The sequence below is a fragment of the Virgibacillus sp. GM2-2 genome (assembly GCF_055329585.1).
This window is the reverse complement of record NZ_JBUZWC010000020.1, coordinates 11,907-32,721: the sequence shown is the minus strand read 5'-3', so window position 1 is coordinate 32,721 and position 20,815 is coordinate 11,907. Positions and strand designations below refer to the sequence as shown.

General features: G+C 40.0%; 29 protein-coding genes. All 29 read left to right on the top strand.

What is annotated here, in order from left to right; genetic code table 11:
• Positions 1 to 14 precede the first annotated feature (14 nt).
• The 29 genes from rpoC (at position 15) to ACY9Z2_RS17155 (ending at position 20,749) form a co-directional block, all read left to right on the top strand.
• Positions 15 to 3,638 (top strand): DNA-directed RNA polymerase subunit beta', encoded by a 3,624-nt coding sequence (gene rpoC / locus ACY9Z2_RS17295; RefSeq protein ID WP_463610919.1) that lies wholly within the window; start codon positions 15 to 17, stop codon positions 3,636 to 3,638.
• A 129-nt stretch (positions 3,639 to 3,767) separates the two neighbouring features.
• Positions 3,768 to 4,022, top strand: coding sequence for a 50S ribosomal protein L7ae-like protein (locus tag ACY9Z2_RS17290; protein ID WP_463610918.1), 255 nt, complete (start codon positions 3,768 to 3,770; stop codon positions 4,020 to 4,022).
• A gap of 148 nt (positions 4,023 to 4,170) precedes the next feature.
• Positions 4,171 to 4,584: a 30S ribosomal protein S12 gene (gene rpsL / locus ACY9Z2_RS17285; protein WP_463610917.1), complete on the top strand. Its 414-nt coding sequence runs from the start codon at positions 4,171 to 4,173 to the stop codon at positions 4,582 to 4,584.
• A gap of 282 nt (positions 4,585 to 4,866) precedes the next feature.
• Complete coding sequence (gene rpsG, locus ACY9Z2_RS17280) at positions 4,867 to 5,337, top strand: 30S ribosomal protein S7 (protein ID WP_463610916.1); 471 nt, start codon at positions 4,867 to 4,869, stop codon at positions 5,335 to 5,337.
• Positions 5,338 to 5,460: 123 nt separating this feature from the next.
• Positions 5,461 to 7,539 (top strand): elongation factor G, encoded by a 2,079-nt coding sequence (gene fusA / locus ACY9Z2_RS17275; protein ID WP_463610915.1) that lies wholly within the window; start codon positions 5,461 to 5,463, stop codon positions 7,537 to 7,539.
• Positions 7,540 to 7,657: 118 nt separating this feature from the next.
• Positions 7,658 to 8,848, top strand: coding sequence for an elongation factor Tu (gene tuf, locus ACY9Z2_RS17270; protein WP_463610914.1), 1,191 nt, complete (start codon positions 7,658 to 7,660; stop codon positions 8,846 to 8,848).
• Positions 8,849 to 9,600: 752 nt separating this feature from the next.
• Positions 9,601 to 9,909: a 30S ribosomal protein S10 gene (gene rpsJ, locus ACY9Z2_RS17265; protein WP_021292712.1), complete on the top strand. Its 309-nt coding sequence runs from the start codon at positions 9,601 to 9,603 to the stop codon at positions 9,907 to 9,909.
• A 32-nt stretch (positions 9,910 to 9,941) separates the two neighbouring features.
• On the top strand, positions 9,942 to 10,571 hold the full coding sequence (gene rplC / locus ACY9Z2_RS17260) for a 50S ribosomal protein L3 (protein ID WP_463610913.1): 630 nt from the start codon (positions 9,942 to 9,944) through the stop codon (positions 10,569 to 10,571).
• Between the two features lie 26 nt (positions 10,572 to 10,597).
• The gene (gene rplD, locus ACY9Z2_RS17255; protein ID WP_463610912.1) at positions 10,598 to 11,221 is read left to right on the top strand and encodes a 50S ribosomal protein L4; all 624 of its coding nucleotides are present in this window, start codon (positions 10,598 to 10,600) and stop codon (positions 11,219 to 11,221) included.
• Positions 11,221 to 11,508, top strand: coding sequence for a 50S ribosomal protein L23 (gene rplW / locus ACY9Z2_RS17250; RefSeq protein WP_463610911.1), 288 nt, complete (start codon positions 11,221 to 11,223; stop codon positions 11,506 to 11,508). Before rplD ends, rplW begins: the two co-directional genes overlap by 1 nt.
• 30 nt (positions 11,509 to 11,538) lie before the next feature.
• Entirely contained in the window at positions 11,539 to 12,369 is an 831-nt protein-coding gene (rplB, locus tag ACY9Z2_RS17245) for a 50S ribosomal protein L2 (RefSeq protein WP_463610910.1), read from the top strand.
• 58 nt (positions 12,370 to 12,427) lie between these two features.
• Positions 12,428 to 12,706, top strand: a complete 279-nt coding sequence (gene rpsS, locus ACY9Z2_RS17240; RefSeq protein ID WP_463610909.1) for a 30S ribosomal protein S19 — start codon at positions 12,428 to 12,430, stop codon at positions 12,704 to 12,706.
• Between the two features lie 18 nt (positions 12,707 to 12,724).
• Positions 12,725 to 13,066, top strand: a complete 342-nt coding sequence (rplV, locus tag ACY9Z2_RS17235) for a 50S ribosomal protein L22 (protein WP_463610908.1) — start codon at positions 12,725 to 12,727, stop codon at positions 13,064 to 13,066.
• A 3-nt stretch (positions 13,067 to 13,069) separates the two neighbouring features.
• On the top strand, positions 13,070 to 13,711 hold the full coding sequence (gene rpsC / locus ACY9Z2_RS17230) for a 30S ribosomal protein S3 (protein WP_463610907.1): 642 nt from the start codon (positions 13,070 to 13,072) through the stop codon (positions 13,709 to 13,711).
• An 18-nt stretch (positions 13,712 to 13,729) separates the two neighbouring features.
• Positions 13,730 to 14,164, top strand: coding sequence for a 50S ribosomal protein L16 (gene rplP / locus ACY9Z2_RS17225; protein ID WP_463610906.1), 435 nt, complete (start codon positions 13,730 to 13,732; stop codon positions 14,162 to 14,164).
• Complete coding sequence (rpmC, locus tag ACY9Z2_RS17220) at positions 14,154 to 14,354, top strand: 50S ribosomal protein L29 (protein ID WP_463610905.1); 201 nt, start codon at positions 14,154 to 14,156, stop codon at positions 14,352 to 14,354. Before rplP ends, rpmC begins: the two co-directional genes overlap by 11 nt.
• 26 nt (positions 14,355 to 14,380) lie before the next feature.
• Entirely contained in the window at positions 14,381 to 14,644 is a 264-nt protein-coding gene (gene rpsQ, locus ACY9Z2_RS17215) for a 30S ribosomal protein S17 (RefSeq protein WP_463610904.1), read from the top strand.
• Positions 14,645 to 14,693: 49 nt separating this feature from the next.
• Entirely contained in the window at positions 14,694 to 15,062 is a 369-nt protein-coding gene (gene rplN, locus ACY9Z2_RS17210) for a 50S ribosomal protein L14 (RefSeq protein ID WP_463610903.1), read from the top strand.
• 38 nt (positions 15,063 to 15,100) lie between these two features.
• Positions 15,101 to 15,412, top strand: a complete 312-nt coding sequence (gene rplX / locus ACY9Z2_RS17205) for a 50S ribosomal protein L24 (RefSeq protein WP_463610902.1) — start codon at positions 15,101 to 15,103, stop codon at positions 15,410 to 15,412.
• A 26-nt stretch (positions 15,413 to 15,438) separates the two neighbouring features.
• Positions 15,439 to 15,978, top strand: coding sequence for a 50S ribosomal protein L5 (gene rplE, locus ACY9Z2_RS17200; protein ID WP_463610901.1), 540 nt, complete (start codon positions 15,439 to 15,441; stop codon positions 15,976 to 15,978).
• A 29-nt stretch (positions 15,979 to 16,007) separates the two neighbouring features.
• Positions 16,008 to 16,193, top strand: coding sequence for a type Z 30S ribosomal protein S14 (locus ACY9Z2_RS17195; protein ID WP_089060905.1), 186 nt, complete (start codon positions 16,008 to 16,010; stop codon positions 16,191 to 16,193).
• 29 nt (positions 16,194 to 16,222) lie between these two features.
• Positions 16,223 to 16,621 (top strand): 30S ribosomal protein S8, encoded by a 399-nt coding sequence (gene rpsH, locus ACY9Z2_RS17190; RefSeq protein ID WP_463610900.1) that lies wholly within the window; start codon positions 16,223 to 16,225, stop codon positions 16,619 to 16,621.
• Between the two features lie 30 nt (positions 16,622 to 16,651).
• Positions 16,652 to 17,188, top strand: a complete 537-nt coding sequence (gene rplF / locus ACY9Z2_RS17185; protein ID WP_463610899.1) for a 50S ribosomal protein L6 — start codon at positions 16,652 to 16,654, stop codon at positions 17,186 to 17,188.
• A 32-nt stretch (positions 17,189 to 17,220) separates the two neighbouring features.
• The gene (gene rplR / locus ACY9Z2_RS17180) at positions 17,221 to 17,583 is read left to right on the top strand and encodes a 50S ribosomal protein L18 (RefSeq protein ID WP_463610898.1); all 363 of its coding nucleotides are present in this window, start codon (positions 17,221 to 17,223) and stop codon (positions 17,581 to 17,583) included.
• Between the two features lie 24 nt (positions 17,584 to 17,607).
• Positions 17,608 to 18,111, top strand: a complete 504-nt coding sequence (rpsE, locus tag ACY9Z2_RS17175) for a 30S ribosomal protein S5 (protein ID WP_463610897.1) — start codon at positions 17,608 to 17,610, stop codon at positions 18,109 to 18,111.
• 13 nt (positions 18,112 to 18,124) lie between these two features.
• Entirely contained in the window at positions 18,125 to 18,307 is a 183-nt protein-coding gene (gene rpmD / locus ACY9Z2_RS17170; protein WP_463610896.1) for a 50S ribosomal protein L30, read from the top strand.
• Between the two features lie 31 nt (positions 18,308 to 18,338).
• Positions 18,339 to 18,779 (top strand): 50S ribosomal protein L15, encoded by a 441-nt coding sequence (rplO, locus tag ACY9Z2_RS17165; RefSeq protein ID WP_463610895.1) that lies wholly within the window; start codon positions 18,339 to 18,341, stop codon positions 18,777 to 18,779.
• The gene (secY, locus tag ACY9Z2_RS17160; RefSeq protein WP_463610894.1) at positions 18,779 to 20,071 is read left to right on the top strand and encodes a preprotein translocase subunit SecY; all 1,293 of its coding nucleotides are present in this window, start codon (positions 18,779 to 18,781) and stop codon (positions 20,069 to 20,071) included. Before rplO ends, secY begins: the two co-directional genes overlap by 1 nt.
• Before the next feature lie 33 nt (positions 20,072 to 20,104).
• Positions 20,105 to 20,749 (top strand): adenylate kinase, encoded by a 645-nt coding sequence (locus ACY9Z2_RS17155; protein ID WP_463610893.1) that lies wholly within the window; start codon positions 20,105 to 20,107, stop codon positions 20,747 to 20,749.
• Positions 20,750 to 20,815 lie beyond the last annotated feature (66 nt).

The window sequence follows — 20,815 nt, the reverse complement described above, 5'->3', positions numbered from 1 at the left end:
GGGAGGTTGGCCCCTTGCTAGATGTAAATAACTTTGAGTATATGAAAATTGGTTTAGCATCACCTGAAAAAATTCGCTCCTGGTCATACGGCGAGGTAAAAAAACCAGAAACAATTAACTACCGTACACTTAAGCCTGAGAAAGATGGGTTATTTTGTGAACGTATTTTTGGTCCGCAAAAAGACTGGGAATGTCATTGCGGAAAATACAAACGTGTACGCTATAAAGGCGTTGTTTGTGATCGATGTGGCGTAGAAGTAACAAAAGCTAAAGTGCGTCGTGAACGAATGGGACATATTGAATTAGCGGCTCCTGTATCACATATTTGGTATTTCAAGGGAATTCCAAGTCGTATGGGACTCGTTCTAGATATGTCGCCACGTGCATTAGAAGAGGTTATCTATTTTGCGGCGTACATCGTTACAGAATCAGGTAATACCCCACTTGAGAAAAAACAATTGTTATCAGAAAAAGAATACCGTGCTTATTACGATAAATACGGTAAGTCTTTTAAAGCCCAAATGGGTGCTGAGGCAATTCGTAAACTTTTACAAGATATCGACCTTGAAAAAGAGGTAGATGGATTAAAAGAAGAACTGAAGACTGCAAAAGGTCAACGTAGAACTCGTGCAATCAAACGTTTGGAAGTATTAGAGTCATTCCGTCATTCTGGAAACGACACGTCATGGATGGTTTTAGACGTACTACCGGTTATTCCACCGGAAATTCGTCCAATGGTTCAACTTGACGGTGGTCGTTTTGCAACATCAGATCTAAACGATCTATATCGTCGTGTTATTAACCGTAACAACCGTTTAAAGCGACTACTTGATCTTGGTGCTCCAAGCATCATCGTTCAAAACGAGAAGCGTATGCTACAAGAGGCTGTAGATGCGTTGATTGATAACGGTCGTCGTGGTCGTCCAGTAACTGGTCCAGGAAATAGACCATTAAAGTCACTTTCACATATGTTGAAAGGTAAACAAGGTCGTTTCCGTCAAAACTTACTTGGTAAACGTGTTGATTATTCAGGACGTTCCGTTATCGTTGTTGGTCCACATTTGAAAATGTATCAATGTGGTTTACCAAAAGAGATGGCTCTAGAGCTATTTAAGCCGTTCGTAATGAAAGAATTAGTAGGTCGTGGATTAGCACATAATATTAAATCTGCGAAGCGTAAAATTGAGCGCGTACACCCTGAGGTTTGGGATGTGTTAGAAGAGGTTATTCGCGAGCACCCTGTATTACTTAACCGTGCTCCAACATTGCACAGATTAGGTATTCAAGCGTTTGAACCAACACTAGTTGAAGGGCGCGCAATTCGTTTGCATCCGCTAGTTTGTACTGCATATAATGCCGATTTTGATGGTGACCAAATGGCAGTACACGTTCCTTTATCTGCAGAAGCACAGGCTGAAGCACGTATTTTAATGCTTGCTGCTCAAAACATATTGAATCCAAAAGATGGAAAGCCTGTTGTTACACCATCACAGGATATGGTTTTGGGTAACTATTATCTAACGATGGAACGTGAAAATGCTGTAGGTGAAGGTAGTATTTTCAAAGACACGAATGAAGCATTGATCGCTTATCAAAATGGATACGTTCATCTGCATACTAGAATTGCTGTTCAAGCTAGTAGCTTAAACAACAAGACTTTCACGGATGAACAACAAAATCAATTGCTATTAACGACAGTTGGTAAATTAATATTTAATGAGATCCTACCGGAGTCATTTCCGTATATTAACGAACCAACGAATAGTAACTTAGAAATTTGTACTCCAGATCAATATTTTGTTGACAAAGGAATAAATGTAAAAGAAGAAATTCAAAAACGCGAGACAATTTTGCCGTTTAAGAAAGGTATCTTAGGTGATATTATCGCCGAGGTATTTAAGCGATTCAAAATTAGTGAAACGTCTAAAATGCTTGACCGTATGAAGGACCTAGGCTTTAGTTATTCTACAAAAGCTGGTATGACAGTAGGTATATCGGACATTGTGGTTCTTAAGGAGAAAGAAGTTATTCTTGTTGAGGCACAAAAGAAAGTGGATAATGTTCAGAAACAATTCCGCCGAGGTTTAATTACCGAAGAGGAACGCTATGATCGAGTAATTGCTGTGTGGTCACAAGCAAAAGACGATATCCAAGCGAAGTTAATGAAATCACTAAATCCTAGAAACCCTATCTTTATGATGAGTGATTCAGGAGCACGTGGTAACGCATCTAACTTTACGCAGCTTGCGGGTATGCGTGGATTGATGGCCAACCCGGCTGGACGTATTATCGAATTGCCAATCAAGTCAAGTTTCCGTGAAGGATTAACAGTACTAGAATACTTTATCTCTACGCATGGTGCTCGTAAAGGACTTGCAGATACAGCGCTAAAAACAGCTGACTCTGGTTATCTAACTCGACGTTTAGTTGATGTGGCGCAAGATGTTATTGTTCGTGAAGCAGACTGTGGAACTGATAGAGGATTGAAAGTTACTGCGATCCAAGACGGCGCAGAATTGATTGAGCCATTAATAGACCGCTTGATTGGAAGAACGATCTTTGAAACAATCAAACACCCAGAAACAGGCGAAGTGATTGTAGAAACTGACTCCGTTATTTCTGAAGACCAAGCAAAAGTTATTGTTGATTCAGGAATAGAGGAAGTAACAATCCGTTCAGCGTTCACATGTAATACGAAACATGGCGTATGTCAAAAATGTTATGGACGCAACCTTGCTACTGGTGATGAGGTTGAAGTGGGCGAGGCAGTAGGTATTATTGCTGCTCAATCAATCGGTGAACCAGGTACACAGTTAACGATGCGTACATTCCATACAGGTGGAGTAGCTGGTGACGATATTACACAAGGTCTACCACGTATCCAAGAAATATTTGAAGCACGTCATCCTAAAGGTCAGGCTGTAATTAGTGAAGTTCAAGGAACAATTCACGAGATTAGAGAAGTGAAAGATAAGCAAGAAATTGTTGTTCAAGGTGAAGTGGAGCAACGTGCTTATGCAGTTCCTTACAACGCTCGAATTAAGGTTGCTGAAGGCGACGAGGTAATCGCTGGTCAAGAACTAACAGAAGGTTCTGTTGATCCGAAAGAGCTACTTCAAGTTCAAGGGGTTGACGGAGTTCAGACATACCTTCTTCGTGAAGTTCAACGCGTATACCGTATGCAAGGTGTAGAAATCGGTGATAAACACGTCGAGGTTATGGTTCGTCAAATGCTTCGTAAAATTCGTGTGGTTGATTCTGGAGATACCAATGTATTACCAGGATCATTACTGGAAATCCATCAGTTCAAAGAAGCTAATCATGGCATCTTGAATGAAGGAAAACAGCCTGCAGTAGGTAAGCCAGTATTACTTGGTATCACAAAAGCATCTCTTGAGACTGACTCATTCTTATCTGCAGCTTCATTCCAAGAAACAACTCGCGTATTAACTGATGCTGCAATTAAAGGTAAACGTGATGAATTGTTAGGATTGAAAGAGAATGTAATCATCGGTAAACTTGTTCCAGCTGGTACTGGAATGCAGCGTTATCGTAAGATCCAAGCTTCATTAGATGAATTGAAATCAAATTCAGATGAAAATGAAGAAGCAGAAGTAGAGACAGAAACAGTAAATTAATTAAAGTTAAACAAGTGATGTGAAATCAGAAGCACCAAAATAGTTAAATTTAAGTTGACATTAAAAAACGAGAATGATACTATATTCAGGGTGCTTCTGATTATACTTGTTGCTTTGGAGGATATATCGATGTCTTATGAAAAAGTAACCCAAGGACAGTCACGTTTAATAATCGGGACAAAACAAACACTGAAAGCTATGAAAAATGGTCATGTCAGTGATGTTTTTCTTGCGGATGATGCAGATAAACAGCTAACTCAAAAGGTAGCTGATCTAGCTGAAGAGCTAGGGATACCGTGTCATCAAGTAGATTCAATGAAAAAGCTAGGAGCCGCTTGTGGCATAGACGTTGGCGCATCTACTGTAGCAATCAAAAAAAATTAGTTTTGGCGAGGTTTTATCGCGAAAGCTTTGTTTTTTGCTTGAAGATGAACCACCTGGATATGTGGTATTACACAATTTAATAAATTCGGTGGTTGCTGGTCTATTTTTGCTAGCAATTTTCACACAAAAAGGAAAGGAGGAAAACTAAATGCCTACTATTAATCAACTAGTACGTAAAGGTCGTGTAAATAAACCAAAAAAGTCTGACTCTCCAGCACTTAACAGAGGGTACAACAGCTTTAAAAAGAAGTTCACGAATGAAAACTCACCACAAAAACGTGGAGTTTGTACTCGTGTTGGTACATTAACACCAAAGAAACCTAACTCAGCACTTCGTAAATATGCCCGTGTTCGTTTATCAAATAACATGGAAGTAACAGCATACATCCCAGGGATTGGACACAACCTACAAGAACATAGTGTTGTATTAATCCGCGGAGGACGTGTAAAAGACTTACCGGGTGTGCGCTACCATGTAATTCGTGGTGCATTAGATACTGCTGGTGTTGAAGGACGTGCACAAGGACGTTCTAAATACGGAACAAAACGCCCTAAAAAGTAAGTAAGAAAAGCGAAGGCGACTGACCAGAAACGGACGCATAAGAAAGGAACCGAAAACGCCTGAACTGTGGCGTTGTAGTGTTCATTGCTTATGACGGCAGTTTCTAGGAGGCGCAGCTAGACAAGAAAAGCGAAGCCGCCCGTATAGCGGCGTACAAATAGATAGGACAGTGAAAGTACGGTGAACTTTCCGTACATTCATCTGAACTAACTATTTGCTAGGCGATGGGTGTTGTAGCTAGACAAATTATAACAACATAGATTGAGGAAAGGAGGGGGACATATGCCACGTAAAGGACCTATCCCAAAACGCGATGTCTTACCAGATCCACTTTATAAATCAAAACTTGTGACTCGTTTGATCAACCAAATCATGATTGATGGAAAAAGAGGTAAAGCACAAAAAATTCTTTATAATGCATTTTCATTAATCGAAGAACGTAGCGGTCAAAATGCTATGGAAGTATTCGAACAAGCAATGAAAAACGTAATGCCGGTATTAGAAGTTCGCGCACGTCGTGTTGGTGGTTCAAACTACCAAGTACCGATGGAAGTACGCCCTGAACGTCGTCAAGCACTTGGACTTCGTTACGTTGTTAATTACTCACGCCTACGCGGAGAAAAGACAATGGAAGAGCGTCTTGCGAATGAAATTCTAGATGCTTCAAACAATACTGGAGCAGCCGTTAAGAAACGTGAAGAAATGCATAAAATGGCGGAAGCAAATAAAGCATTTGCTCATTACCGCTGGTAAGAAAAGCGCAAGCGACTCAGACAGTCCCGAAAACCCACGTCAAGTGGGCCGTGCGGGCTAGTCGCTGGAGTTTTACAGTAAGAATAACCTAATCAAAGCTTTTTACAGGAAGGAGAAGAATACATGGCAAGAGAGTTCTCCTTGGAAAAGACGCGTAACATTGGTATTATGGCACACATCGATGCAGGTAAGACCACTACTACTGAGCGTATTCTTTTCTATACAGGACGTATTCATAAAATTGGTGAAACCCATGAAGGTGCATCTCAGATGGACTGGATGGAACAAGAGCAAGAGCGTGGTATTACAATCACGTCTGCTGCAACAACAGCCGCATGGAAAGAGCACCGTATTAATATCATTGATACACCAGGCCACGTAGACTTCACAGTTGAAGTGGAACGCTCTTTGCGTGTACTTGATGGTGCAGTAACAGTACTTGATGCGCAATCAGGTGTAGAACCACAAACAGAAACTGTATGGCGTCAAGCTACAACTTACGGTGTACCACGAGTAGTATTCATTAACAAAATGGATAAAATCGGTGCAGACTTCATGTATTCTACAGGAACGTTGAGCGACCGTTTGGGTGCAAACGCACACCCAGTTCAGTTACCAATCGGTGCTGAAGATGACTTTGAAGGAATCATTGATCTTATTACAATGGAAGCTTATTTCTATGAGGATGATTTAGGAACTCGCGCAGAAGCACGCGAAATCCCTGCTGAGTATAAAGACAAAGCAGAAGAATTACGTGCTAGCCTAATAGAAGCTGTTTCTGAATTAGATGAAGATTTAATGATGAAATTCCTTGAAGGGGAAGAAATCTCTAACGACGAGCTTAAAAAAGCTATTCGTCAAGCAACTTTGGACGTAGAATTCTACCCAGTATTTTGCGGATCAGCATTCAAAAACAAAGGTGTTCAATTAATGCTTGATGGTGTAATTGATTATTTACCTGCACCTACAGATGTGCCACCAATCGAAGGTATTGTACCTGGCACTGAAGATAAGGTTACTCGTAAGGCAGATGATAGTGCACCATTCTCAGCATTAGCATTTAAGGTTATGACAGATCCGTTCGTTGGTAAACTAACATTCTTCCGCGTGTACTCTGGAACATTAGATTCTGGATCATACGTGAAAAACTCAGTGAAAGATAAGCGTGAGCGTGTAGGTCGTATTCTTCAAATGCATGCAAACTCTCGTGAAGAAATTTCTAGAGTTTACTCTGGTGAGATTGCTGCTGCAGTTGGACTAAAAGATACTTCTACAGGGGATACACTATGTGATGAAAAAGACCTTGTTGTCTTAGAATCTATGGAATTCCCTGAACCAGTAATTGGTGTTGCAATTGAACCAAAAACAAAGGCAGACCAAGACAAAATGTCAATTGCTTTAGGTAAACTTGCTGAAGAGGATCCTACATTCAAAACAGAAACAAACGTGGAAACTGGCCAAACAATCATCTCTGGTATGGGTGAGCTTCACTTGGATATCATTGTTGACCGTTTAAAACGTGAATTTAAAGTAGAAGCAAATGTTGGTGCACCACAGGTTGCGTATCGCGAAACATTCCGTGGATCTGCTGAGGTCGAAGGTAAATTCGTACGTCAGTCAGGTGGACGCGGACAGTACGGACACGTTTGGGTTAAATTTGAGCCTAACGAAGAAGGTGCTGGCTATGAATTTGTAAATAAGATCGTTGGTGGTGCAGTGCCACGTGAATATATCGGATCTGTTGAACTTGGTATTAAAGAAGCAACAGAAAGCGGTGTACTTGCTGGGTACCCATTGATTGATCTTAAGGCTACACTTTATGATGGTAGTTACCATGATGTTGACTCAAACGAGATGGCATTTAAAATAGCTGGATCAATGGCTTTGAAAGCTGCGAAAAACAAATGTAACCCTGTATTACTAGAGCCAATGATGCGAGTAGAAATCGTAATCCCTGAAGAATACATGGGTGATATTATGGGTGATGTTACAGCTCGTCGTGGACGCGTGGAAGGTATGGAAGCACGTGGACCTGCACAGGTTGTTAAATCATTCGTTCCACTTTCTGAAATGTTTGGTTATGCAACAGCATTACGTTCAAACACGCAAGGCCGTGGAGTATTTACAATGCATTTTGATCATTACGAAGAAGTGCCAAAGAGCATCTCTGAAGAAATTATCAAAAAAAATGCTGGTGAATAATTGATTTTTTAAAGAATCTACAGTATAACTTTTATTGAAGGATAGGAAATAAAGTTTTATTTCTTAGACTTAATAAAATAAATATTAAACTTTTAATTAATTAAAGGAGGAACTATAAATGGCTAAAGAAAAGTTCGACCGCTCGAAAAGTCACGTAAACATTGGAACAATTGGACACGTTGACCATGGTAAAACAACATTAACTGCTGCAATTACAATCGTAATGCACAAGAAATCTGGTAAAGGTACTCAAATGGCATATGATCAAATCGATAATGCTCCAGAAGAGAAAGAACGCGGAATTACTATCGCAACTTCTCACGTAGAGTACGAAACTGATACTCGTCACTATGCACACGTTGACTGCCCAGGTCACGCTGACTATGTTAAAAACATGATCACTGGTGCTGCACAAATGGACGGAGCTATCCTTGTAGTATCTGCTGCAGATGGCCCAATGCCACAAACTCGTGAGCACATCTTGCTTTCACGTAACGTTGGTGTACCATCAATCGTAGTATTCCTTAACAAAACTGACATGGTAGATGACGAAGAACTTCTAGAACTAGTTGAAATGGAAGTACGTGATCTATTAACTGAGTATGACTTCCCTGGTGATGACGTACCAGTAGTTAAAGGTTCTGCTCTTAAAGCTATCGAAGGCGATGCAGATTACGAAGAAAAAATCGTTGAACTTATGAACGCTGTTGATGAGTACATCCCAACTCCAGAGCGTGACACTGACAAACCATTCATGATGCCAGTTGAGGACGTATTCTCAATCACTGGTCGTGGTACTGTTGCTACAGGACGTGTTGAGCGTGGGGAAGTAAGAGTTGGTGACGAAGTAGAAATCATCGGTCTTGCTGAAGCACCTTCTAAAACAACCGTAACTGGTGTTGAAATGTTCCGTAAGCTTCTTGACTATGCAGAAGCTGGAGACAACATTGGTGCGCTTCTACGTGGTGTTTCACGTGATGATATCGGCCGTGGACAAGTACTAGCTAAGCCTGGTTCAATCACTCCACACACAAACTTCAAAGCTGAAGTTTACGTATTATCAAAAGAAGAAGGTGGACGTCATACTCCATTCTTCGGAAACTATCGCCCACAGTTCTATTTCCGTACTACTGACGTAACTGGTGTTATTCAGTTACCAGAAGGCGTAGAAATGGTAATGCCTGGTGATAACATTGAAATGAGCGTTGAGCTTATTTCACCAATCGCTATCGAAGACGGTACACGTTTCTCTATCCGTGAGGGTGGACGTACAGTTGGATCTGGCGTTGTATCAACAATCGAAAAGTAAGTAAATAAATGAAAACAGGTAGCGTGACGACGCTACCTGTTTTTTATGTTTATACATTGGATCGTGAGTGTATCCATTAAGCTTGCCAGTTACCTGGAGCATATCCGGTATACGAGAAAAGTTGAAAATTGTCTAGATAGAATAGTTTGCGGACACAGAGTGCGTTATTTGCCAAAAAACCACCATATTGAGTCAACTATCGGACCACAGATACGTTATTAAAGCAAGCTCATGCTAAAAACAACAGATAATAGTTAAATAGCGAATCGTGAGTCCGCTAAACAATAAAAATGACCTGTTTTAAACTTAATAAGGAATCCTGTGTCCGATAAGATTCCCCAACTTCCTCAAATCCCCAAATTCCCACACTTCAGATTTCCCAGTCTCACAAATCGATCAACGGTTCTCAGCGAATTTCACCACAAAATTATCCGTTATTTTCCCCGGCACTTAACAGACAATTCTCACCAATACAGCTGGAAAATACCTCCTTAAACAAAAAACATAAAAAATCCCTATGATTCCTTGCATTCTATGAAAAAAGTTTGTATAATACATAGATGTGCAAATACGTGTTTTGAGTAAATAGGTATTGCATTGCCCACGTTTTTTCTATATAATAAGAACGTTGGTCATAAAAGGCGATGAAGTGAAAGGTTGTCGATACACCCGGCCCCTTTGCCATGGCGGGTGATAGAGTAATTTTCACGGAGTATGTCTGTTAAAAAAATAGGCGAAAAGGAGGGAAAATAATGGCAAAAGAAAAGATTAGAATCCGTTTAAAAGCGTATGATCACCGTATTTTGGATCAATCTGCTGAGAAAATTGTAGACACTGCGAAACGTTCAGGTGCTAATGTTTCTGGACCGATCCCGCTACCTACAGAAAAATCTGTTTATACTGTATTGCGTGCGGTGCACAAATACAAGGATTCACGCGAGCAATTTGAGATGCGTACACATAAACGGTTAATCGACATTGTTAATCCAACACCACAAACTGTTGATTCGCTAATGCGTCTTGACTTACCATCTGGTGTGGATATTGAGATCAAATTATAATAAATTAGTTTTAACTATAGGAGGTGTAACGGATGACGAAAGCAATCTTAGGTCGTAAAATCGGCATGACTCAGTTATTTTCTGAAGAAGGCGAATTAGTACCTGTAACAGTGATTCAAGCTGAGCCAAACGTTGTTTTACAAAAAAGAACGTTAGAAAACGATGGCTATGAAGCGATTCAACTTGGATTTGTAGATGCGAAAGGTGCTCACGTTAATAAGGCAAAACAAGGTCATGCTGAGAAAGCAAACACAAACACTAAGCGCTACGTTCGTGAATTCCGTAATACAAATCTTGACGAATATGAAGTTGGTCAAGAGATCAGCGTTGATACTTTCAAAGCTGGAGATAAAATTGACGTATCTGGTAAATCAAAAGGTAAAGGTTTCCAAGGGGCAATTAAACGCCATAATTTCCAACGCGGACCAATGTCTCACGGTTCTCATTTCCATAGAGCGCCAGGTTCATTAGGTGCTGTTGACCCGATGCGTGTATTTAAAGGTAAGAAACTTCCAGGTCACATGGGTAGTGAAAATGTAACAATCCAAAACCTAGAAGTAGTGAATGTTGACACAGAACGTAATTTACTTTTAATTAAAGGAAACGTTCCTGGTGCAAAAAAATCATTCGTGAAAATTACGAGTGCAATAAAGGCTAACTAATCACATAAACGAAGGGAGGATATGTCATGCCTAAAGTAGCACTATTTAAACAAGATGGTTCACAAGCTGGAGAAGTAGAATTGAATGATTCGGTATTCGGTATCGAGCCAAACACACATGTTTTACACGAAGCGGTAGTTATGCAACGTGCAACTATGCGTCAAGGTACACATGCTGTGAAAAATCGTTCGGAAGTACGCGGCGGTGGTCGTAAACCATGGCGTCAAAAAGGAACTGGCCGTGCTCGTCAAGGTTCTATCCGTTCACCACAATGGGTTGGTGGAGGAACTGTATTTGGACCTACACCACGCAGCTACAGCTACAAGCTTCCTAAAAAAGTTCGTCGTTTAGCACTTAAATCTGCTTACTCTTCAAAAGTGAAAGAAGAAAACCTAGTAGTTTTAGAAAACATCGCACTTGATGCACCTAAAACGAAAGAAGTAGTTAAAATGCTAGGCGCATTAAATGTTGATACAAAAGCGCTAATTGTAACAGCGGAAAAAGACGAGAACGTAATTCGTTCTGCAAACAACCTTCAGTCAGTAAAAGTACTTACTGTTGAACAAGTTAATGTCTTAGACTTGCTTATGCATGACAAGCTGATCTTAACAAAGGATGCAGCTGAAAAAGCAGGGGAGGTGCTTGCATAATGAAAGATCCACGTGATATTATTAAGCGCCCTGTCATTACGGAAAACTCTGCTGATTTAATGGCAGATAAAAAATACACTTTTGAAGTTTACCCAAAAGCAAATAAAACAGAGATTAAAGATGCTGTTGAACTAATTTTTGGTGTAAAAGTAGTAAAAGTGAACACAATGAATCTTAAAGGTAAATTCAAGCGAATGGGTCGTTACGGTGGGTACCGTTCAGACCGTAAAAAAGCTATTGTACAGCTTTCAGAAGACAGCAAAGAGCTAGACTTCTTTGAAGGTTAATAACTAGAAAAAAGCGAAGGAGGGAAAAAGATGGCGATTAAAAAGTATAAACCAACTAGTAATGGTCGACGCGGAATGACAACTTTAGATTTCGCTGAGATCACAACAGATAAGCCGGAGAAATCCTTGTTAAGCCCGTTATACAAGCGCGGTGGACGTAACAACCAAGGAAAACTAACGGTTCGTCATCAAGGTGGCGGTCATAAACGCCAATACCGCGTGATTGATTTCAAACGTGATAAAGATGGAATACGCGGACGCGTTGCTACGGTCGAATACGATCCAAACCGTTCAGCTAATATTGCATTAATTAATTATGTTGACGGAGAGAAAAGATATATTTTAGCTCCAAAAGGTATTAAAGTAGGCCAAGAAATTGAGTCTGGTAAAGAAGCAGATATTAAAGTAGGTAACGCTCTTCCACTTCAAAACATCCCAGTGGGTACAATTATCCACAATATTGAATTGAAGCCTGGACGTGGTGGTCAGCTAGCTAGATCTGCAGGTGCTGAAGCACAAATTCTTGGACGTGAAGAAAAGTATACACTAGTACGCTTATCTTCTGGAGAAGTACGTTTAGTGCTTTCTACTTGCCGCGCGACAATCGGTCAAGTTGGAAACATCGAACACGAGCTTGTAAACATTGGTAAAGCAGGACGTTCTCGTTGGTTAGGCAAGCGCCCAACTGTTCGTGGTTCTGTTATGAACCCTAACGATCACCCACACGGTGGTGGTGAAGGACGCGCTCCAATCGGACGTAAATCACCAATGTCTCCTTGGGGTAAACCAACTCTTGGATATAAAACTCGTAAACGTAACAAACCTACCGATAAATTTATCGTTCGTAAACGTAAAAAATAACGGAAAAGTGAGCGGGTTATAACACCCGGTTTTCTCAATTGCGAAAGGAGGTTTATCCATGGGTCGTAGTTTGAAAAAAGGACCTTTTGCAGATGACCATCTATTGAAAAAGATCGACAAACTAAATGAAGATGACAAGAAACAAGTAGTAAAAACTTGGTCTCGTCGCTCTACAATTTTCCCTACATTCGTAGGTCACACTGTAGCTGTATACGATGGACGTAAACACGTACCAGTGTATGTTACAGAAGATATGGTCGGACATAAATTAGGTGAATTCGCGCCAAGCCGTACGTACAAAGGACACGCTGGCGATGACAAGAAAACAAAACGCTAATGAGAGGAGGCACTCAGCATGCAAGCTAAAGCCGTTGCAAAATCTGTTCGTATTGCTCCTCGTAAAGTACGTTTAGTAGTAGATTTAATTCGAGGAAAAAATGTTGGCGAAGCGGTAGCAATTTTACGCCATACACAACGTGGTGCTTCTCCAGTCGTAGAAAAGGTTCTAAAGTCTGCTATGGCAAATGCGGAACACAACTACGAAATGGATACAGATAACCTAGTAGTGTCTGAAGCATTCGTAAATGAAGGTGCAACATTGAAACGTTTTCGTCCACGTGCACAAGGACGTGCAAGTAAAATCAACAAACGCACTAGCCACATTACAGTGGTTTTAACAGAAAAGAAGGAGGGATAGTCAGTGGGTCAAAAAGTAAATCCAACCGGTCTTCGCGTTGGCGTCATTAAAGACTGGGAGTCAAAATGGTATGCTGGCAAAGACTATGCAGACTTACTACATGAAGATATTAAAATCAGAGAATATCTTGAAAACCGTTTGCGCATTGCTGCTGTTTCTTCTATTGAAATCGAACGCGCAGCAAACCGTGTAAACATTACCATTCATACTGGTAAGCCTGGTATGGTAATTGGTAAAGGTGGATCTGAAGTAGAAGCATTACGTAAATCATTAAATAGCTTAACTGGTAAACGTGTACACATTAATATTGTTGAAGTGAAAAAAGTTGATTTAAATGCAACTTTGGTAGCTGAAAACATCGCACGTCAACTAGAAAATCGTATTTCATTCCGTCGTGCTCAGAAGCAATCAATTCAACGCGCAATGCGTGGTGGAGCAAAAGGAATTAAAACACAAGTTTCCGGCCGTCTAGGTGGAGCAGACATCGCTCGTGCGGAACATTATAGTGAAGGAACAGTACCACTACACACATTACGTGCTGACATCGATTATGGTACAGCAGAAGCTGATACAACTTACGGTAAGTTAGGTATAAAAGTGTGGATCTATCGTGGAGAAGTCCTTCCAACTAAAACTAACAAATAAGGAAGGGGGATATGCATTATGTTAATGCCCAAACGTGTTAAGTATCGTAGACAACATCGTGGTAAAATGAGAGGTCAAGCAAAAGGCGGTACAACTGTATCTTTTGGTGAATACGGTTTACAAGCGCTTGAAGCATCATGGATCACAAACCGCCAAATTGAGTCTGCTCGTATTGCAATGACTCGTTATATGAAACGTGGCGGTAAAGTTTGGATTAAAATCTTTCCAGACAAACCATATACTGCAAAGCCCCTAGAAGTTCGAATGGGTTCCGGTAAAGGTGCTCCTGAAGGATGGGTTGCAGTAGTAAAACCAGGTAAAATTATGTTTGAAATCGCAGGTGTAAGTGAAGAAGTTGCGCGCGAAGCATTGCGTCTTGCTTCTCATAAACTACCGATTAAAACTAAGTTCGTAAAACGTGAAGAAATTGGTGGTGAAATCAATGAAGGCTAATGAAATCAGAGAACTAACCACTGCCGAAATTGAACAAAAGGTAAAAACATTAAAGGAAGAACTATTTAATTTACGCTTTCAACTAGCAACTGGATCTTTAGAAAATACTGCACGTATTCGTGAAGTACGTAAGTCCATTGCTCGTTTAAAAACAGTTGTACGTCAACGTGAACTAAGTGTAAATAACTAGAAACCCGAGAGGAGGTTAGCCTCAAAATGAGTGATCGAAATAATCGTAAAGAGTACACAGGTCGTGTTGTATCTGACAAAATGGATAAAACAATCACTGTATTAGTGGAAACATACAAGTTTCATAAATTATACGGTAAGCGTGTTAAATACTCTAAAAAATTCAAAACACATGATGAGAATAACCAAGCTAAAACTGGTGATATCGTTCGTATCATGGAAACTCGTCCGCTATCGGCTACGAAACGTTTTCGTTTAGTAGAAGTTGTGGAGGAAGCGGTAATTATATAATTAAAGTTCGGGTTCGCTCGGAAGGTATCCGAAGGGAGGTCACAGCGATATGATTCAACAAGAGACTCGTTTAAAAGTGGCAGATAACTCTGGAGCTCGTGAATTGCTAACGATTAAAGTGTTAGGTGGTTCTGGACGCAAAACTGCAAACATTGGTGATGTAATTGTTTGTACGGTCAAACAAGCAACACCAGGTGGCGTTGTCAAAAAAGGTGAAGTAGTAAAAGCAGTTATCGTACGTACTGTAAGTGGCGTGCGTCGAAAAGATGGATCGTACATTCGTTTCGATGAAAATGCTGCTGTCATCATTCGTGATGATAAAGGTCCAAGAGGGACTCGTATTTTCGGACCAGTTGCACGTGAATTACGTGATGGAAACTTTATGAAAATCGTATCTCTAGCACCAGAAGTTTTATAAGAAGTATTGAAAAGCCTTGTCAAGGAGGTGCGTCAAGCATGCATGTAAAAAAAGGTGATAAAGTAAAAGTGATTTCCGGTAAAGACCGCGGAAAACAAGGTACTGTTTTAGAAGCATATCCAAAAAAGGATCGTGTACTTGTAGAAGGAATTAACATGGTAAAGAAACACGCAAAACCTTCACAAGATAATCCACAAGGTGGAATATTAAATCAAGAAGCAGCTATTCATGTTTCTAACGTAATGCCGATTGATCCTAAATCCGGAGAACCAACTCGTGTTGGATATGAAGATCGTGACGGAAAGAAAGTCCGCATCGCTAAAAAATCCGGTGAAGCATTAGATAAATAGTTTAGCGACGAAAGGAGGGCGACATGATGAACGAACTTAAACAAAAATATCATGATGACGTAATGCCATCTTTGATGAATAAATTTAATTACAATTCAGTAATGGAAACACCTCGTGTAGAAAAAATCGTTATTAACATGGGTGTTGGTGATGCGGTTCAAAACTCGAAAGCACTAGATAGTGCTGTAGAAGAACTTGCATTAATTTCTGGGCAAAAACCAATGGTGACACGTGCGAAGAAATCAATCGCTGGTTTCCGTTTACGTGAAGGAATGCCAATCGGTGCTAAAGTAACACTTCGTGGTGAGCGCATGTATGAATTTTTACAAAAGCTTGTACAGGTTTCACTTCCACGTGTTCGTGACTTCCGTGGTATTTCAAAAAAGGCTTTTGATGGCCGTGGAAACTATACATTAGGTGTGAAAGAACAACTAATTTTCCCAGAAATCAACTATGATAAAGTAAGTAAAGTGCGCGGTATGGATATTGTTATCGTAACAACATCAAATACTGACGAAGAAGCGCGTGAACTTTTGGCTCAACTAGGCATGCCTTTCCAAAAATAAGCTTAGAGCTAAAACAAGGAGGGAAAATTGTGGCTAAAAAATCAATGATTGCGAAACAAAAACGCCCACAAAAGTATAAGGTACAAGAATATACACGTTGTGAACGTTGTGGTCGTCCACATTCTGTAATTCGTAAATTTAAACTATGCCGTATTTGTTTCCGCGAACTTGCCCATAAAGGTCAAATTCCTGGTGTTAAAAAAGCAAGCTGGTAAACCCCGATACGGGAAGGAGGTAATGAGTAATGGTTATGACAGATCCAATCGCAGATATGCTTACTCGTATTCGTAATGCAAACATGGTACGCCATGAAAAATTAGAGCTTCCGGCTTCTAAGATGAAAAAAGAAATCGCTGATATTTTAAAACGTGAAGGTTTTGTACGTGATTATGAATTCATTGAAGATAACAAGCAAGGTGTTCTGCGTATTTTCCTTAAGTACGGTGTAGGAAGCGAACGAGTAATTACAGGTATCAAACGTATAAGCAAACCAGGACTACGTGTTTATGCAAAAGCTGATGAGGTGCCTCGTGTACTAAACGGTTTAGGTATTGCTATCGTATCAACATCTAAAGGTGTGTTATCTGATAAAGAAGCACGCAATCAAGCTGTTGGTGGCGAAGTTCTAGCTTATGTTTGGTAATTAACATTTTTAAGACAGGAGGTGCATGGAATGTCTCGTATAGGACTTAAGCCAATTGAAATTCCAGAAGGCGTAGAAATTAAGTTAAACGGAAACGTTGTTACTGTTAAAGGACCTAAAGGTGAATTAACAAGAACGTTCCATAACGATATGAAAATTGTTATTAACGACAATGTATTAACAGTTGAACGCCCGAGTGATCATAAAGAACATCGTGCATTACATGGTACAACTACCAGCATCATCGGTAACATGGTGGAAGGAGTTCATAAAGGTTTTGAAAAAAAACTTGAGCTTATTGGGGTTGGTTATCGTGCACAAAAGCAAGGTAATAAACTTGTATTGAACGCTGGTTATTCACATCCAGTTGAAATGGAAGCACGTGAAGGTATTGAAATAGATGTTCCTAAAAACACAGAAATCGTTGTAAAAGGAATCGATAAAGAATTAGTTGGAGCAGTTGCTTCAAATATTCGCGCGGTACGCCCACCTGAGCCTTATAAAGGTAAAGGAATTCGTTATGAAGGCGAATATGTACGTCGTAAAGAAGGTAAAACTGCTAAGTAAGATTGGTTAGGGAGCAGAAAGGAGTGACCTAGATGATCACAAAACCTGACAAAAATGGTTTGCGTAAAAAAAGACAAAAGCGTGTTCGTAAAAACCTTTCCGGTACAGAACAACGCCCTCGCTTAAATGTTTATCGTTCAAACAAAAACATTTATGCACAGCTAATAGATGACGTAAATGGTGTTACATTAGCAAGTGCTTCTACAGTTGATAAAGAATTGTCTGCTGAAGGTACTGGTAATGTTGATGCTGCTAAAAAAGTCGGAGAATTGATCGCTAAACGTGCCCAAGATAAAGGTTTCAAATCGATTGTGTTCGATCGCGGAGGCTACCTTTATCATGGACGTGTAAAAGCATTAGCAGATGCTGCTCGCGAAGCAGGTCTTGAATTTTAATCGATAGATAAAGGAGGGACATAGATGCGTACAAGCATAGATCCGAACAAATTAGATCTTGAAGAACGTGTTGTAACGATTAACCGTGTTGCAAAAGTTGTTAAAGGTGGACGTCGTTTTCGTTTTGCTGCACTAGTTGTAGTTGGCGATAAAAACGGTCATGTTGGATTCGGTACTGGTAAAGCACAAGAAGTACCTGAAGCAATTAAGAAGGCTGTAGATGATGCAAAGAAAAACCTGATTACAGTACCAATCGTTGGAACTACTATTCCACATGAAATTCACGGAAGATTTGGTGCAGGTAATGTCTTAATGAAACCAGCTGCAGAAGGTACTGGGGTTATCTCAGGTGGACCTGTTCGTGCAATTTTAGAACTTGCTGGTGTAGGTGATATTTTAACAAAATCACTAGGTTCAAACACACCTATTAATATGATTCGCGCTACATTAAATGGACTAACAAACTTGAAACGCGCAGAAGAAGTTGCTAAACTACGCGGAAAGTCTGTAGAAGAACTGTTAGGATAAGGAGGGAAATACTATGTCTAAAAAATTAGAAATCACCCTCACGCGCAGTGTTATTGGAAGAACAGAGGTACAAAAACGTACTGTTCAGTCTTTAGGACTTAAAAAAATTCGTCAATCCGTGGTACGTGAAGATACTCCAGCCGTTCGTGGAATGGTTAACAAAGTATCTCATCTCGTTGCGGTTAAAGAGGTTTAAATACACATTAGCGTAAAAGGGAGGTGCTCGTATGAAACTTCATGAATTGAAAGCAGCAGAAGGAAGCCGTAAAGAACGAAATCGTGTAGGTCGTGGAACATCTTCTGGTAACGGAAAAACTTCCGGAAGAGGGCATAAAGGACAAAAGGCACGTTCAGGTGGCGGAACTCGTCCGGGCTTTGAAGGTGGTCAAATGCCATTATTCCAACGTTTACCGAAACGTGGATTTACAAACATTCATCGTAAAGAATTCGCTGTGGTAAATCTTGATGCTTTAAATCGATTTGAAGACGGCACAGAAATTACACCAGAACTTCTTCTTGAAGAAGGTGTAGTAAGCAAACTGAAGGCAGGTATTAAGGTACTTGGCAACGGTGCTGTTGAAAAGAAATTTACTGTAAAAGCACATAAGTTCTCTGCTTCAGCTAAGAAAGCTATTGAAGCAGCGGGCGGTCAAACAGAGGTGATTTAATGTTCCGTACAATCTCCAATCTTATGCGCGTGGGTGACATCAGACGGAAAATCATTTTTACATTACTCATGTTAATCGTCTTCCGTCTGGGTACGTTTATTCCCGTGCCATATACTGATAAAGAAGCAATTGATCATTTAATGAATCAAGGAAGTGTTTTTGGTTTTCTAAACACATTTGGTGGTGGGGCATTACAGAACTTCTCCATTTTCGCAATGGGAATTATGCCTTATATCACAGCATCGATCATCATGCAATTACTTCAAATGGATGTTGTACCGAAATTTACCGAGTGGAAAAAGCAAGGGGATATGGGCCGTAAGAAGCTGGCTCAGGTCACAAGATACGGTACCGTTGGTCTTGCATTTGTTCAAGCAATCGCCATGTCCATTGGATTCAACCAATTGGCAGGTGGTCAGCTAATTAGTAACCCTAGTATCCTAACATTTTGTGTCATTGCACTTGTTTTGACAGCAGGTACGACTTTCTTAATGTGGGTCGGGGAGCAAATAACTGCAAATGGTGTTGGAAATGGGATATCCATTCTAATCTTTGCTGGTATCGTAGCTGCAGTACCAAATGGTGTTAATCAATTATATAGCCAGTATTTCGTAAATCCTGGTGATGAATTGTTTATCAACGTGGTTATTGTTGCGATGATTATTTTGGTTGTTATCGCTGTTACTGTTGGTGTTATTTTCATTCAACAGGCACTACGTAAGATACCTGTTCAATATGCTAAAAAATTGGTGAACCGTTCACCAGTTGGTGGTCACTCAACGCATTTACCGTTAAAGGTTAATGCTGCAGGTGTTATTCCGGTAATCTTTGCTATTGCTTTTATTATCGCACCGAGCACGGTTGCAGGATTCTTTGAAGGTGATGTTGCAGCAACAATCGAACGAATTTTTGATTATACCCAACCAATTGGTATGACCATTTATGTTGTGCTAATTATTGCATTCACATACTTTTATACATTTGTTCAGGTTAACCCAGAACAAATGGCTGAGAATTTACAAAAACAAGGTGGATATATTCCTGGAATTCGACCAGGAAAAAACACAGAAACGTATTTAACAAGAGTAATGTATCGACTTACCTTTGTAGGATCGATCTTCCTTGCTGGAGTTTCTGTACTACCTATTGTATTGGGCGGTTTGGCTGATTTACCTACCGCTGTACAAATCGGCGGAACAAGTTTACTAATCGTTGTAGGTGTTGCACTTCAGACAATGAAGCAATTAGAGAGTCAGTTAGTAAAACGCCATTACAAAGGATTTATCAAGTAAGACTTGTTACCAATGAGAGCGAGGGGAACTTTGTTGAATTTAATTTTAATGGGTCTTCCTGGTGCTGGTAAGGGCACGCAGGCCGAAAAAATAAGTGAAAAATATAACATCCCTCATATCTCAACAGGAGATATGTTCCGTTTAGCAATAAAAGAAGGAACTGACCTTGGAAAGAAAGCAAAAGAATTCATGGATCAAGGGGATCTTGTTCCTGATAAAGTTACGATTGGAATTGTTGAAGAGCGTTTACGTAAAGATGATTGTAAAAATGGATTTCTACTAGATGGATTTCCACGTACAATTGCGCAAGCAGAAGCTTTACAAGCGCTTCTTTCCAACATGGATGAAGACATTGACTATGTACTACATGTAGACGTTCCTAAAGAACAACTAATAAAGCGTCTGACTGGTCGTAGAGTTTGTCCGACATGTGGTTCTACGTACCATGTTATGTATAACCCTCCGAAAGAAGAAGGTATATGTGACAAAGATGGTACAGAGCTAATCCAACGTAAAGACGACACACCTGAAACAGTGAAAACTCGTTTGGATGTAAATGTCAAACAAACGAAGCCACTGCTAGACTTTTACAATGAAAAAGGATATCTTGTAACCATTGATGGATCAAAGGAAATTAATGTTGTTTTTCAAGATATTCAAACGAAATTAGAAAAATAAGCATGAAAACTGTATAATAACAGGATGGATGCATTTCTATTTGTTAAAAGGTATAATAGAAGTCGT

Bases quoted from the DNA above. Each gene is read 5' to 3' on its own strand.
- ACY9Z2_RS17290 (WP_463610918.1), top strand. From the start codon at position 3,768: ATGTCTTATGAAAAAGTAACCCAAGGACAGTCACGTTTAATAATCGGG.
- rpsL (WP_463610917.1), top strand. From the start codon at position 4,171: ATGCCTACTATTAATCAACTAGTACGTAAAGGTCGTGTAAATAAACCA.
- rpsG (WP_463610916.1), top strand. From the start codon at position 4,867: ATGCCACGTAAAGGACCTATCCCAAAACGCGATGTCTTACCAGATCCA.
- fusA (WP_463610915.1), top strand. From the start codon at position 5,461: ATGGCAAGAGAGTTCTCCTTGGAAAAGACGCGTAACATTGGTATTATG.
- tuf (WP_463610914.1), top strand. From the start codon at position 7,658: ATGGCTAAAGAAAAGTTCGACCGCTCGAAAAGTCACGTAAACATTGGA.
- rpsJ (WP_021292712.1), top strand. From the start codon at position 9,601: ATGGCAAAAGAAAAGATTAGAATCCGTTTAAAAGCGTATGATCACCGT.
- rplC (WP_463610913.1), top strand. From the start codon at position 9,942: ATGACGAAAGCAATCTTAGGTCGTAAAATCGGCATGACTCAGTTATTT.
- rplD (WP_463610912.1), top strand. From the start codon at position 10,598: ATGCCTAAAGTAGCACTATTTAAACAAGATGGTTCACAAGCTGGAGAA.
- rplW (WP_463610911.1), top strand. From the start codon at position 11,221: ATGAAAGATCCACGTGATATTATTAAGCGCCCTGTCATTACGGAAAAC.
- rplB (WP_463610910.1), top strand. From the start codon at position 11,539: ATGGCGATTAAAAAGTATAAACCAACTAGTAATGGTCGACGCGGAATG.
- rpsS (WP_463610909.1), top strand. From the start codon at position 12,428: ATGGGTCGTAGTTTGAAAAAAGGACCTTTTGCAGATGACCATCTATTG.
- rplV (WP_463610908.1), top strand. From the start codon at position 12,725: ATGCAAGCTAAAGCCGTTGCAAAATCTGTTCGTATTGCTCCTCGTAAA.
- rplP (WP_463610906.1), top strand. From the start codon at position 13,730: ATGTTAATGCCCAAACGTGTTAAGTATCGTAGACAACATCGTGGTAAA.
- rpmC (WP_463610905.1), top strand. From the start codon at position 14,154: ATGAAGGCTAATGAAATCAGAGAACTAACCACTGCCGAAATTGAACAA.
- rpsQ (WP_463610904.1), top strand. From the start codon at position 14,381: ATGAGTGATCGAAATAATCGTAAAGAGTACACAGGTCGTGTTGTATCT.
- rplN (WP_463610903.1), top strand. From the start codon at position 14,694: ATGATTCAACAAGAGACTCGTTTAAAAGTGGCAGATAACTCTGGAGCT.
- rplX (WP_463610902.1), top strand. From the start codon at position 15,101: ATGCATGTAAAAAAAGGTGATAAAGTAAAAGTGATTTCCGGTAAAGAC.
- rplE (WP_463610901.1), top strand. From the start codon at position 15,439: ATGAACGAACTTAAACAAAAATATCATGATGACGTAATGCCATCTTTG.
- rpsH (WP_463610900.1), top strand. From the start codon at position 16,223: ATGGTTATGACAGATCCAATCGCAGATATGCTTACTCGTATTCGTAAT.
- rplF (WP_463610899.1), top strand. From the start codon at position 16,652: ATGTCTCGTATAGGACTTAAGCCAATTGAAATTCCAGAAGGCGTAGAA.
- rplR (WP_463610898.1), top strand. From the start codon at position 17,221: ATGATCACAAAACCTGACAAAAATGGTTTGCGTAAAAAAAGACAAAAG.
- rpsE (WP_463610897.1), top strand. From the start codon at position 17,608: ATGCGTACAAGCATAGATCCGAACAAATTAGATCTTGAAGAACGTGTT.
- rpmD (WP_463610896.1), top strand. From the start codon at position 18,125: ATGTCTAAAAAATTAGAAATCACCCTCACGCGCAGTGTTATTGGAAGA.
- rplO (WP_463610895.1), top strand. From the start codon at position 18,339: ATGAAACTTCATGAATTGAAAGCAGCAGAAGGAAGCCGTAAAGAACGA.
- secY (WP_463610894.1), top strand. From the start codon at position 18,779: ATGTTCCGTACAATCTCCAATCTTATGCGCGTGGGTGACATCAGACGG.